The organism is Streptomyces sp. NPDC002795, assembly GCF_042888725.1.
In the GTDB taxonomy this organism is placed as follows: Bacteria; Actinomycetota; Actinomycetes; order Streptomycetales; family Streptomycetaceae; genus Streptomyces.
Genome location: NZ_JBIAQB010000001.1, coordinates 674,427 through 687,824 on the forward strand (window position 1 = coordinate 674,427; position 13,398 = coordinate 687,824).

The 13,398-nt window shown below is 70.3% G+C and carries 9 protein-coding genes; 2 read left to right on the forward strand and 7 right to left on the reverse strand.

The annotated features are described in order from the left end of the window. Positions 1-9: 9 nt before the first annotated feature. Both ACFYWS_RS02940 and ACFYWS_RS02945 read left to right on the forward strand, forming a co-directional pair. The gene (locus ACFYWS_RS02940; protein ID WP_389268821.1) at positions 10-1,134 is read left to right on the forward strand and encodes a helix-turn-helix domain-containing protein; all 1,125 of its coding nucleotides are present in this window, start codon (positions 10-12) and stop codon (positions 1,132-1,134) included. 88 nt (positions 1,135-1,222) lie between these two features. Then, positions 1,223-3,820: an alpha/beta hydrolase fold domain-containing protein gene (locus ACFYWS_RS02945; protein WP_389268823.1), complete on the forward strand. Its 2,598-nt coding sequence runs from the start codon at positions 1,223-1,225 to the stop codon at positions 3,818-3,820. A 55-nt stretch (positions 3,821-3,875) separates the two neighbouring features. Here the strand turns inward: ACFYWS_RS02945 and ACFYWS_RS02950 are convergent, their stop codons facing one another. From ACFYWS_RS02950 to ACFYWS_RS02980, 7 genes are read right to left on the reverse strand one after another with little or no spacing between them, the layout of a single operon-like run. Further along, positions 3,876-6,308, reverse strand: coding sequence for a glycoside hydrolase family 2 protein (locus tag ACFYWS_RS02950; RefSeq protein ID WP_389268825.1), 2,433 nt, complete (start codon positions 6,306-6,308; stop codon positions 3,876-3,878). Then, positions 6,305-7,582 carry an alpha-L-fucosidase gene (locus tag ACFYWS_RS02955; RefSeq protein WP_389268827.1) on the reverse strand — a complete coding sequence of 426 codons (1,278 nt, stop codon included), beginning with the start codon at positions 7,580-7,582 and terminating at the stop codon, positions 6,305-6,307. The genes ACFYWS_RS02950 and ACFYWS_RS02955 overlap by 4 nt, the downstream gene beginning before the upstream one ends. Positions 7,583-7,614: 32 nt before the next feature. Further along, a complete protein-coding gene (locus ACFYWS_RS02960; RefSeq protein WP_389268829.1) occupies positions 7,615-8,631 on the reverse strand; it encodes an ABC transporter ATP-binding protein in 1,017 nt (338 codons plus the stop codon). Continuing rightward, a complete protein-coding gene (locus ACFYWS_RS02965) occupies positions 8,618-9,655 on the reverse strand; it encodes an ABC transporter ATP-binding protein (RefSeq protein ID WP_389268831.1) in 1,038 nt (345 codons plus the stop codon). Before ACFYWS_RS02965 ends, ACFYWS_RS02960 begins: the two co-directional genes overlap by 14 nt. Then, a complete protein-coding gene (locus ACFYWS_RS02970; RefSeq protein WP_389268833.1) occupies positions 9,652-10,620 on the reverse strand; it encodes an ABC transporter permease in 969 nt (322 codons plus the stop codon). Before ACFYWS_RS02970 ends, ACFYWS_RS02965 begins: the two co-directional genes overlap by 4 nt. Next, complete coding sequence (locus tag ACFYWS_RS02975; protein ID WP_389268835.1) at positions 10,617-11,690, reverse strand: ABC transporter permease; 1,074 nt, start codon at positions 11,688-11,690, stop codon at positions 10,617-10,619. Before ACFYWS_RS02975 ends, ACFYWS_RS02970 begins: the two co-directional genes overlap by 4 nt. Positions 11,691-11,695: 5 nt before the next feature. Beyond that, complete coding sequence (locus ACFYWS_RS02980; RefSeq protein WP_389268837.1) at positions 11,696-13,384, reverse strand: ABC transporter substrate-binding protein; 1,689 nt, start codon at positions 13,382-13,384, stop codon at positions 11,696-11,698. Between the last annotated feature and the right edge of the window lie 14 nt (positions 13,385-13,398).

Sequence of the window (13,398 nt, forward strand, 5' to 3'; positions counted from 1 at the left end):
GGGGACGCCGTGGCGCGCACGTTCGACCTCGAATCGGTCCTGCGGCTCATCGACGAACTGGCCGAGTCCGACGCGGACTTGGACGTCGTTCTGGACCGCACCGCCGATGCCGTCGGACGCGCCGTCGGAGTCCGGACCGTGCAGGGCGAGGTCTGGGCGGCGGCTCCCGATGGTCGTCCGGTCGGCGGCGCGGAGCAGGTCGCTCCTGGCCGGGTGGTGACGCGCGAGCTGCCCGGCACCGGGCAGGTCTGGCTCGACGCCCACAGCCTCCCGCTCACCGAAGCCGAGACCGCGCTGCTGCTGCGCCGGCTCGGGATCGCGGCGAAGGTCGCCCTGCTGGGGCGCGTTCCGGCGTCACATCACGTCGCGGACGCAATCGCGCTGCGGTCCGTCGTCGACGCCGGCGTCGACGCGTCGGAGCGTGCCCGTACGTGGCTGCGGTTCGGGCTCAGTGAGGCGTCGGCCGTGACGGTGTTCGCGCTGGCGGGGCCGCCCGGGGCGGCCGGGGCGTTCGTCGACGGGCTACGGGGCCGTACGCCCGTCGTGCTCGACGCCCCCGTCGGCGCCGTGCAGTTGGTGGTCGCGAAGGAGCTCGACCCCGGCGACGTTCCGGGTGTTCCGGTCGGGGCCCGCGCGGCGTTCGCCGGGCCCTGCGCCGCCGCGGACGCGCCACCGGCCTGGCAACTGGCTCGCACCGCGCTGCGGTTCGCCCGTCCCAGCACGCGGGCGCGTGGGCCGTACTCCGTGGAGGAGGCGACACTCGTCGACGCGGCGGGGATCGGCGGGTACGCGCTGCTCGCCGAGACGTTGAGCGCCGAGCAGATCGCCCCCGTGCCCGATGTGCGCCAACTCGGCCGACTCGTCGACGACCACGGGGACGACATGCTGGTCTGCCTCGAAGCGGTCGCCGCCACCGACTCCGTGCGCAAGGCCGCCCGTCTGCTGCACCGGCACCACAACTCGGTCGCGTACCGGGTGGAACGCGCCCAGCGCTACCTCGGGTTCAGCTTCACCGAACCGTACGGGCGCACCCGACTGTTCCTGGCTCTGGTGCTGCGGCGGCTGCACGAGTCCGGTGACCTGTATCGGGCGGGCGGGACAGATGGCTCGTCAACCGAGCCACCTGCCCAATGACGCGCGTCACACGCTCTGACGATCCTGCTTGGTGATCGACCCAACCGAGCCCGGCGCCCCGTCGCCGGGAAGGGAGTGGTGGTGCACCATGCGGCAAACTCCTCAAACTCCTCAGTACGACGCCATCGTGATCGGTGCCGGATTCGCCGGCATGTATCTCCTGCACCGGCTCCGCGACGATCTCGGCCTGCGGGTACGGGTCTATGAGCGCGGTGGCGGCGTCGGCGGCACCTGGTACTGGAACCGGTATCCCGGCGCCCGGTGCGACGTCGAGTCGATGTTCTACTCGTACTCCTTCTCCGAGGAACTGGAACAGGAGTGGGAGTGGACCGAGCGCTACCCCTCCCAGCCCGAGATCCTCCGCTACGCCGACCATGTGGCCGACCGCTTCGAGCTGCGCGGTGACATCGAGTTCGACACCTCGGTGGGGGGCGCCGATTACGACGCCGAGGCCGATGTGTGGACCGTGACGCTGGAGGACGGGCGCCAGGCGCGCGCCTCGTACCTCGTCACGGCCGTCGGCTGTCTGTCCGCGTCCCGTGTGCCGGACTTCGCGGGGCTCGACTCCTTCACCGGGCCCACGTTCCACACCGGGCGCTGGCCACACGAGGGTGTCGACTTCAGCGGGCGGCATGTCGCCGTCATCGGCACGGGGTCCTCCGGCATCCAGGCCATCCCGGTGATCGCCGAGCAGGCCGCGCACGTCACCGTCTTCCAGCGCACCCCGAACTTCTCCGTCCCGGCGAACAACAGGCCGCTCGCCCCCGACGAGCAGCGACTCGTGAAGGCCGGTTACCGCGAGCTGCGCGCCGAGGCCCGCGCGTCGGCCTCCGGGGTCGTCGTGCCGCCGCCGCTGGGCAACGCCCTCGACCTCGACGCATCCCGCCGCACCGCCGAGCTCGACCAGCGCTGGGCCTTCGGCGGCACCACCTTCATGGGCGCCTTCGAGGACACCGCGATCGACGAGGCGGCCAACCAGGTCTCGGCCGACTACGTACGCGACCGCATCCGCGCCATCGTCGAGGACCCGACCGTCGCAGAACTGCTCTGCCCGACGAACCACCCCATCGGCACCAAGCGCATCTGCGTCGACACCGGCTACTACGCCACGTACAACCGCGACAACGTGACCCTGGTCGACCTGCGCGACCAAGAGATCGAGCGCATCACTCCCCACGGACTGCGGGTCGGCGGCGTCGACCACACCGTGGACGCCATCGTGTTCGCCACCGGGTACGACGCCATGACCGGGCCGCTCGACGGGATCGACATCCGCGGTCTCGACGGGGCCGCTCTGCGCGAGGAGTGGGCCGCCGGGCCACGTACTTATCTCGGGGTCGCCTCGGCCGGATTCCCGAACCTGTTCATGATCACCGCGCCGGGCAGCCCGTCCGTACTCAGCAACATGATCGTCTCCATCGAGCAGCACGTGGACTGGATCACCGACGCGATCGACCACGCGCGCCGCACCGGCGTCGTCCGGTTCGAGGCCGAGCGCGACGCCCAGGACACGTGGGTCGACCACGTCAACGAGGTGGCGCAGGAGACCCTCTACCCGCGGGCCGCGTCCTGGTACATGGGCGCCAACATCCCCGGAAAACCCCGGATCTTCATGCCGTACGTCGGCGGGGTCGGCCCCTACCGGGACATCTGCGACGAGGTCGCCGAGGACGGCTACCGCGGCTTCGCCCTCACCCGCGCCGCACACCCCCGTCCGGCCGGCACCCGCCACCTCGTCGACCCGGAGATCGCGCCGCTCCTGGACGCCTTCCCGCCGCTCGGCCTCGGCCCGGACACCCTGCCACTGGCCCGTGAGGGCATGCGGGCGCCCGTGCCGGACGCGCCCGATCCGCAGGCGCTCCACCCGGACATCACCACGACCGAGCAGTGGGTACCGGGCTTCGAGGACGGCGACCCCGAGGTGCGCGTGCTCCACTACGAGCCCAAGGACCGCCCCGCGTCCACCGACACCGCCGCACTCGTGTGGATCCACGGCGGCGGTTACGTACTCGGCACGGCCGACGCCGACGAGATCCTGTGCCGCCGCATCGCCACGGAGACCGGCGTCCAGATCGTCTCGGTCGACTACCGCCTCGCCCCCGAGACCCGGGCGCCCGGGCAGGTGCACGACTGCTACGCCGCCCTGCGCTGGGTGCACGCCCACGCCGCCGACCTCGGCGTCGACCGCGAACGGATCGTGATCGGTGGTGCGAGCGCGGGCGGCGGGCTCGCCGCGGCCCTCACGGTGCTGGCCCGCGACCGGGGCGAGGTACCCGTCTCGTTCCAACTGCTCATCTATCCGATGCTCGACGACCGCACCTCCAGCACGGTCGACGCCCACCCGCACGCGGGCGAGTTCATCTGGACCCCGGGCGACAACCGCTTCGGCTGGGCCTCCCTCCTGGGGCGCGAGCCCGGCGGGAGCGATGTCTCGCCGTACGCCGCCGCGGCCCGCGTCGAGTCGGTCGAGGGCCTTCCGCCCACCTACCTGAGCGTCGGCGCGCTCGACCTCTTCCTGGAGGAGGACGTCGCGTACGCCACGCGCCTGATCCGCGCAGGGGTGCCGACCGAACTGCACGTGTATCCGGGGGCGTTCCACGCGTACGACATGGTGCCGGACGCCCGTGTGACCCAGGCGTACTTCCGTGACTTCATCGGGGCGCTCGGGCGGCACGTGAACGGGTGAGGGGCAGCCGGCGTCTTTCGCCGGCCGCCCCTGTGTGAGGAGAGGTGTGAGTGCCTCAGCCCTGGAAGAACCCGTTCCGCGTGTGCAGGGAAATCGCGTCCGCCCCGGGCAGCCGGTCCCCCTCGTGCTCGGGGCGCAGCACGACCGTCCCGCTCTCCCCCGGCAGCAGCGTCAGGAGCGCCGTGTCCGCGCGCATGCCGGGGGCCTCGACGATCAGGTCACCGAGCGCGACTCCCGCGGTGAGGTGGACGAGCGCGTGGTCCTCCTTGTGCTCGACGGTGTGCTTGACGTCGGAGGCGGGCCAGCGGACGCCGTCGTCGCGTACGAAGGCGTGGACGGCGCGGTCGGCTCCCGCGGTGTCCGCGACCACGAGTTCCTCGCGGCGCCGGCCCGCCTGGGTGATCTCCGGGCCGGCGGGGAGCGCGAGGACCGAGCGGGCGGGCACCGTGAACTCCCTTTCCGTACGTGCCACTTCGCCGTCGCGGACATGGACACGGCGCAGTGCGAGTTCGCCCGTCCACGGCTCGTCCGTGTCGTTGACGAGGACGACGCTGAGGCCCGCTTCCCTCGGCTGGAGCGTGACGAGGCGGTCGGCGAAGGCGCCGCGCACCGCGTACCAGGCGGGTTTGGGGCGGCCGCCGTGGTCGATCAGGGACCAGGACAGGGCGGGCCAGACGTCGTTGAGCTGCCAGATGAGAGCTCCGGCCGTGCGCGGCCACCAGGAGCGGAAGTGCTCCACGGCGGTGCGCAGGGCGTGTGCCTGGTTGAGGCCGGTGGCGAGGTGCCAGCGGTCGGTGTCCGAGGCGATGCCGGTCGGGTCGGGGAAGCGGCCCTTCAAGCGGTCCACGAGGTGGCGTTCGCCGCCGGGTTGCTTCTGGTGCGCCAGGAGGGCCGGGTCGTCGGGGCTCTCGGGCAGGGACCCCAGTGCCTCGGTCAGGGTGGCCCGGGTGGCGGGGGCCTGCCAGCCGAACTCGGCGGCGAAGCGCGGGATCTGGTCGCGGTAGTGGGCGTAGTCGAGGAGGTTCCAGGTGTCCCAGAGGTGGCTCGGGCCGTCGCCGGGCACCTGCGGGTGGACGCCCGGCTCGCTCGCCACGGGGCTGTTCACGACGTACACGGCGCCGGGCGCGTGGGCCTCGACGGCGGCGGGGAGCAGTTCGCGGTAGTAGCCCTCGCCCCAGGTGCGGTCCCGGATCTGCGTGCGCCAGCCCCAGTCCTCGTGTCCGAGCAGGCACTCGTTGGCGCCGTTCCAGACGACGACGCTCGGGTGGGCCGCGAGGCGGCGGACGACGTCGTCGGCCTCGGCGGCGACCTCCGAGCGCAGTGGCTCCTCCTCGGGGTAGGCGCCGCACGCGAACATGAAGTCCTGCCAGATCAGGACGCCTCGGGCGTCGCACGCCGCGTAGAAGGCCTCGTCCTCGTAGATGCCGCCGCCCCAGACACGCAGGGTGTTCATGTTGGCGGCGCAGGCCTGGTCGACGCGGGTCTCGTAGCGGGCGGGGGTGATCCGGGAGACGAAGAGGTCGTCGGGGATCCAGTTGGCGCCCTTGCAGAACACCGGTCGCCCGTTGACCCGCAGGGTGAAGGCGCGGCCGTGTTCGTCGGGTGTGGTGTCGATGGCGATGTGCCGGAAGCCGACGCGGTGGTGGGTTTCCTGGAGGACGTTGCCGTTCTCGTCGAGGAGCCGCACAGTCGCGTCGTACTGGGTGGGTTCGCCGTAGCCGCGCGGCCACCAGGTCTCAGGTGACGGTACGTCAACCGACAGCCTGTGACGGCCTGTTGCCGAGACCGGGAAGCGTTCGGTGTGCCCCGCTAGGGCGACCTCCGTCTCGCACGGGCCGCCCTCCACGTTCAGCCCGACGACGAGCGTCCCGCTGAGCAGGTCCTCGTCCAGGGTCGTGGTGACATCGACGTCCGCGCGGGCCGTGTCCCACACCTCAAGGCGTACGTCCCGCCAGATCCCGGCGGTGACGAGGGTTGGTCCCCAGTCCCAGCCGCCCTCACAGGCCATCGTGCGCAGTTCGTTGTAGGGGTACGACCAGTCGTACGGCAGCGGATCGTCACCGGCCGCCTCCAGCATCGCCCGCGCCGACGAGGCGAAACGCACGGTCAGCTCGTTCGCCCCGGGCCGTACGGCGTCGGTCACGTCGAAGCGGTAACGGCGGTGCATATTACGCGAGTTGCCGACCTCGGTGCCGTTGACGAGGACCGTCGCGACGGTCTGGAGGCCGTCGAAGACGAGGTGCACGCGCGAGCCGTCGTGCCGGGCCGCCAGGTCGAACCGCCTGCTGTACTCCCAGTCGGTGAGCCCGACCCACTGCGCCTGCTCCTCGTTCGTGCCGAAGAAGGGGTCCTGGATGACCCCGGCCCGCATCAGGTCGGTGTGCGCGCATCCCGGTACGACCGCCGGTACCTCGATGTCACCGGTATCGCCGGTGCCGCGCAGCGTCCAGCCCTCACCCGTCAGTTCCACGTTCCCGTGCCCTCTCATGCGTCCGGCCGATCCGTCGGCGCCCGGTATCCCTCGGGAACCTGCGGCAGTTCCCGTACCCCCGTCTCGAAGACCTCGAAGGACTCCAACACCGCTCCTTCACCCACGACTTCGACGGTCAGCTCGTCGGCCGTCACCGGCTCGGTGAGGTGGACGCGTCCGGCGCCAACGGTGAGTCCTTCGGCGAGGACACGGTCACCGGCCCGCACCACATGGCGTACGACGCGCTGCCCGTCGGTGAGGTCTTCGCGCAGCCGGATGTGGTCGAAGGTGACCGGCCCCCCGAAGGAAGCCGTCCAGGTGTCGTCGTGGCTCTCGTCGCGGGCCAGCTCGGCGGTGGCGGCCGGCGTCCCGAAGCGGCGCGTGACCTCCGCGCCGAACTCCGCCACCCGCGCCACATCGGCGTCCGGGATCCTGCCACGCGTGTCGGGCGGCAGGTTGAGCAGCAGGTTCGCGCCGAGACCCACGGAGCGGTAGTGGATGGCGAGCAGGTGCTCCAAGGACTTGGGCTCGTCGTCCGGGTGCCAGAACCAGCCGCGGCGGATCGACACGTCGCACTCGGGCGGCAGGTAGAGCGCCTCGGCGAACTCGGCGGTGACGACCGTGTAGTTGCTCATCTGGGTGTGGTCGACGACGTACTCGACGGGGTCGGCCGCGAGCCCGTCCTCGTTGCCCACCCAGCGGATCGTCGGGTCACCCATGTTGAACACCATGGCGTCCGGCTGGTGCTTGCGGGCGACGGCCATGATGGCGGTCCAGTCGTACGCGTAGCCGTCCGAGCCGGCGCCGTCGAACCACAGCTCCATCAGCGGCCCGTACCAGGTGCACAGTTCGCGGATCTGCTCGGTGTAGAGCTCGGTGTACGCGGCCGGGTCGGCGTACTCGGGCGCGTGGCGGTCCCACGGGGAGAGGTACACCCCGAAGCCGAGCCCGGCCGCCCGGCAGGCCGCGGCCAGTTCGCCGACGACGTCACCCTTGCCGTCCTTCCACGGCGAGGAGGCGACGGAGTAGTCGGTGGTCTTCGTCGGCCACAGGCAGAAGCCGTCGTGGTGTTTCGCGGTGATGATCGCGTAGCGGGCCCCGGCCGCGCGGGCGGTCTCGGCCCACTGCTCGGCGTCGAGGTCGGTGGGGTCGAAGGACGACGCCGGGAGGGTGCCGTCGCTCCACTCCTGGCCGTGGAAGGTGTTGACGCCGAAGTGGAAGAACGCGCCCGTCTCGGCGCGCTGCCAGGCGAGTTGGTGCGGTGTCGGTGCGATGGGGGCGTCGGATTGCAACGCGGGTCCTTTCGAGGTGGTACGGGTCGGGCTCAGGCGTACTGCTCGTCCTGCGCCCAGCAGTGCACCCAGTGGCTCTCGTCGACCTGGGTCCTGGCCGGGAAGGCCGTCGCGCAGACCGGTTTGGCCAAGGGGCAGCGGGTGCGGAAGCGGCAGCCTGAGGGCGGGTCGACCAGGCTCGGGGGTTCGCCAAGGGTCTCCTCGTCGTCATCGACGTCCGGTTCGTCGAGGAAGCCGCCGCGGTCGGGGTCGGGGGCCGATTCCAACAGGAGCTTGGTGTACGGGTGTTGGGGGTTGGCCACGATCTCGTCGCCGGGGCCCGACTCGACGAGCTGACCCGCGTACAGGACCTTGATCTCGTCGGCGAAGTAGCGGGCGCTGGCGATGTCGTGGGTGATGTAGAGGATCGCCAGGCCCTCGTCGTCGCGGAGTCTGCCGAGCAGGTTGAGGATGTCCAGGCGGATCGAGACGTCCAGCATGGAGATCGGTTCGTCGCCGAGGAGCACCTTGGGGCGGGCGGCGAGCGCGCGGGCGATGGCGATGCGCTGGCGCTGGCCGCCGGACAGCTCGTAGGGGAACTTGTCGATGTACTGGTCGGCCGGTGTGAGGTTGACGCGTTCGAGGAGCTGGAGGATCTGGCGCTCCGTGTCCTCGGCGCCGGACGCGAGGCCGTGCAGTTTGAGGGGGCGGCTGAGGATGTAGCGGATCTTGTGGACCGGGCTGAGCGAGGAGAACGGGTCCTGGAAGATCATCTGGACCTGGCGGTAGTACGCGCGCTTCGCCTTCGCCGTTCGGGCCTTCTTGACGACGTCGCCGTCGAGCCGGATCTCGCCCTCGGTGGGCGGGTAGGCGAGCGCGAGCATCCGGGCGAGCGTGGACTTTCCGCTGCCGGACTCGCCGACGAGTGCGGTGATGCGGCCCTTGTGCAGGGCGAGCGAGGTCGGCTCGACGGCCTTGACCTCCTTGCCGTGGCCGCCGGGCCCGTGCATCGGGAAGCGCTTGACGACCTCGCGGGCCTCCAGGACCGGGAGTGTCTCAGGTACGGGCATGGCGGTCCTCGGCTTCCGGGGTCGTCGTGGCGGGGTGCCGGTGGAGGTGGCAGGCGACGTCTCCGGCCTCGCCGAGCTGCAAGAGGACCGGCTCCTCGCGGTCGCAGGCGTCGAGGCGTTGTGCGCAGCGCGGATGGAAGGAGCATCCGGGCGGCGGGGTGCGAAGGCCGGGTGGCGAGCCGGGGATGCCGGTGATCTCGCGGCGTTCGCCGTGCAGGGGTGGGAAGGCGCCGCGCAGGGCGGTGGTGTAGGGGTGCTGGGGGTCCTCGTAGAGGCGTCGCGGTGGCCCCGTCTCCACGATCTTGCCCGCGTACATCACGGCGATCCGGTCGGCGATCTCGATGAGCAGCGACAGGTCATGGGTGATGAAGACGACGGAGAAGCCCAACTCGCGCTTCAGTCGGGCCACTTGGCGCAGGATCTGGCGCTGCATGACGACGTCGACGGCGGTGGTCGGCTCGTCCATCACCACGAGGTCGGGTTCGCAGGCGAGCGCGAGGGCGATGGTGGCTCGCTGGCGCATGCCGCCGGACAGTTCGTGCGCGTAGGAGCGCAGCCGGTCGGCGGGGATGCCGACCATGCCGAGCAGCTCCCCCGCCCGCTCCCAGGCCTCCTTCTTCGACAGGCCGCGGTGCTTACGGAGGACGTCGGCGAACTGGGCGCCGAGGCGGAGCACGGGGTTGAGGGCGTTCATCGCGCTCTGGAAGACGATGGCCATCTTCTCCCAGCGCAACGCGCCCAGTTGGCGCTCGGTCAGGCGCAGGATGTCGGTGTTGTCGGCGCCGTCGTGGCCGTGCAGGATCACCGAGCCCGCGGTGGTGACGGCCGGCGGCCGCTCCAGGCGGGTCATGGCGGTGACCAGGGTGGACTTTCCGCAGCCGCTCTCGCCGACGATGCCGAGGGTCTCGCCGCGGCGCAGTGTGAGGTCGACGCCGCGGACGGCGTGCACGGGGTTCTCCTGGTCGAAGTAGTCGACGTGCAGGTCCCGGACGGTGAGCAGCGGCTCTCGTTGCGCGGAGCTCATGAGGTGGCCTCCTTCACGGGCGTGGCCGGAGCGGGGGCGGTGGCGCCTGCCGCGTGCAGACGTGCGGCGCGGGCGCGTTCGCGTACCTGCTTGGAGGGCTTGCGCAGACGGGGGTTGGACACCTCGTCGATGCCGAAGTTGATGAGCCCGGCGGCGACCCCGACCAGGGCGATGCAGGCGCCCGGCGGAATGAACCACCACCAGGCACCGCGGGTGAGCGCGGCCCCGTTCTGCGCCCAGTACAGCATCGAGCCCCAGCTGGTGATGTTGATGTTGCCGAGACCCATGAAGGAGAGCCCGGCGTCCGCGAACATCGAGCCGACGACCGCGCCGAGGAAACTCACGGAGATCAGCGGTGCGAGGGACGGGATGAGTTCGCGGGTGATGACACCCCAGCGGCTCTCGCCGGTCATCTCGGCGGCGGCCACGAAGTCACGGTGACGCAGGGACAGCGTCTGCGCCCGCTTCTGCCGCGCGGCCCACGGCCAGGCCGTCAGCCCGATGACGAGGGCCACGGTGAGCCAGCCGCCACGCCCCTGCACATAGCTCGCCACGATGATGAGCAGCGGCATGCCGGGGATGACCAGGAAGATGTTGGTGGCGACGGTGAGGATCGAGTCCGCGCGCCCGCCGAGATAGCCGCCGGCCACCCCGACCAGCACCGAGAACACCGTGGTGACGACGCCCGCGACGAGCCCGACGAGCAGCGAGACGCGGCTGCCGACGACGAGTTGTGCGAAGACGTCCTCGCCGTTGGCGGTGGTGCCCAGCAGGTGCTCCCCGGAGGGCGGCTCCATGGCAGCGCTGGTGTCGACGTCGCCCGGTGAGAGCCCCATCAGGTTCTCCACGACGAACGGGCCGAACACCGCGAGCAGGGCGAAGAACACGATGATCGTGATCCCGACGCGGACCTTGAGGTTCCCGGGCAGCTTCGGCAGCCGCCGGGAGCGTACCGACTTCGTCATGAGCGGGTCTCCCTCGCGCGCGGGTCGATCAGTCCGTACACCGAGTCCGCGATGAAGTTCGCGGCGAGCACGGTGAGCGAGACGATCAGGAACAGGGCCTGCATCAGCGGGTAGTCGACGCTGGAGACGGCCTGGTAGAGCAGGTAGCCGACGCCGGGGTACGAGAAGACGATCTCGACGAGGATCTGGCCGCTGACGGCGGAGCCGATGGTGAGGGCGAAGCCGGCGACGCTCGGCAGGACCGCGTTGCGGGCGGCGTACTGGAACATCACGCGGGCCTTGGACAGGCCCTTGGCGCGGGCGAGGAGCACGTAGTCCTCGGAGACGGTCGTCACCATCATGTTGCGCATGCCGATGAGCCAGCCTCCGAACGAGGCGACGACCATGGTGATCGCGGGCAGGATGCCGTGCGTCACCACGCTCATCAGGAACGGGCCGTTGAACGCGATCGCCATGTCACCGTCGTACGCGCCGCTGATCGGCAGCCAGTTGAGCTGCACGCCGAACGCCATGACCAGCAGCAGCGCGACCCAGAAGAAGGGCAGCGCGCCGAGGAACATCGAGGCGGGCGTGATGAAGGAGTCGAAGCGCGAGCCGACGCGGGAGCCCGCGAGGACGCCCATCGAGGTGCCGATGACGAACGCGATCACGGCGGTCAGGCCGACGAGGCCGATCGTCCAGGGAAGCCCGGAGCGGATCACTTCCCATACGGGCGTCGGGTAGTAGGCGACGGACGCACCGAAGTCGAAGTGGACGATCTGGCCGAGGTAGGTGACGTACTGGTCCCACAGTGGTGCGCCGGGCGCGCCGAACAGCCGGTAGATGCTGGTCACTTGCTCCGCGGACAGGTTCTGCTTCTGCTGCATCTGGGAGATGAGCGCGGAGGCGGGATCGCCCGGCATCAGGCGCGGGATGAGGAAGTTGAGGGTGACGGCGACGACGGCGGCACCGAGGTAGAAGCCGAGGCGCCGCAGGAAGTAGCGGGCGGCGCCGAACCGGCCGGCCGCCGTGCGCCGGGCGGGTGGCGGGGCCTCCGCCGCGGCGGGGGTGAGGACGGGTGCGGTGGCCATGGCGGTCAGCCCTTCGCCGGACGCAGGTTGAGCAGGATGCTCATGGCGTCGACGCCGCCGCCCCACGGGGCGGGCTGGGCGTAGGGGTTCTTCGCGGTCGGCCAGCCGGTCCAGTTCTTGCTGCTGTACTCGGAGGAGACACCGATCGTGATCAGCGGCGCCGCGGGCACCTCGTCGACCATGATCTTCTGGAACCGGGCCGAGAACTTCTTGACGGTCGCGGGGTCGTTGGCGCTCGCCATGTCCTTGAGCAGCGCGTCGGCCTTCTTGCTCTTGTAGTGGCCGTAGTTGGTCCAGATGCCGCCGTTCTTGCTGTAGAGCATGTCCTTGAAGAAGTTGTACGGCGTGGAGTAGTAGACCCCGCCGCCGATCGTGACGTCGAAGTCACCGGACTTGCGCTTGGCGTCGATCTGCGCCGCCGCGATCGGCTTCACGTCGACGTCGATGCCCGCCTTCTTCAGCTGCGAGGTGAGGACCTTGTCGAACTGGATGGCGTCGCCCCACTCCTGCACCTCCATGATGGAGAAGCTGAGCTGCTTGCCGCTGCCGTCGACGAGCTTGCCGTTCTTCTTCGTGTAGCCGGCCTTCTTGAACTCGGCGAGCGCCTTGGAGAGTTCGGCCTTCGGCTGCTCGGCGTCCTTGTACTCGTCGGCGATCCACTTGCCCTGGGTCTTGGCGTCGAGGCCCGTGAGGTTGAGGGTGTTGAACATGCCCGGGTTGGTCACGTTCAGAAGCTGGTCGCGGTCGACGGCCAGGGACAGCGCCTTGCGGACGTGGACGTCGTCGAACGGCTTCTTGGTGTGGTTGAAGAACATGAACTGCCCGCCGTAGGTGGGGTACCAGGCGTGGTGGTTCTTCGGGTCCCTGTCGATGTACTGCTTCTTGACGTCGGGTACGACGCCGCCGCTCCAGTCGAGCTCACCGCTGAGCAGCTTGGGCACCTCGGACGCCTGCGTGATGATGGGCGCCTTCACGGTCTTGACCGGGACGTTCTTCTGCTTCCAGTAGTCGTCGCGGGCCTCGAAGGTGAGCTGCTGCGGGTTGTACTGCTTGAGCTTGTACGGGCCCGAGCCGATGGGGTCCGGGTTGGTGTCCTTCGCGCCGTCCTTCTTCTTCCAGATCTTCTCGGGCACCGGGGTGGTGCCGCCGATGCTGTCGATCTTGGAGTACGCGGGTGTGTCGAAGGTGATCTCGACGGTGTGGTCATCCGGCGCGGAGGCCTTGGTGAAGTCGAAGGCCCAGGTCGGGGGCAGATCGTGCTTCTTCACGTAGTTCAGGGTGAACACCACGTCAGCGGCGGTGAGCTTGGAGCCGTCGCTCCAGTTGGCCCGCTCGTCGAGGTGGATGGTGATCTTCTTGCCGCCGTCGGCCCACTCGTACTTCTTCCCGAGCCAGGGCGTGAACTTGCCGCCCTCCAGGATGTTGAAGTCGAAGAGTGCCTCGTACTGGAACCCGAAGGTGCCCTGCGTCGGCTTGAGGGCGAACGGGTTGAAGTTGCGGTTGATGGTGGTGCCCGCGAAGCCGAGGTTCGTGGTGAGCGCGCCGCCACCGGCGGAGCCGCCCGCCGGGGCGGGCGCCGCCGAACAGCCGGACAGGGCGAGCGAGAGCACCGCGGCGCCGACGGCGGCGACGCGGGCGCCGGTACGCGCGGTGAGGGGGCGGGGCTTCGGGGTCACGCGGAACTTCGGGTTCATCGGGGGCTCTCCGG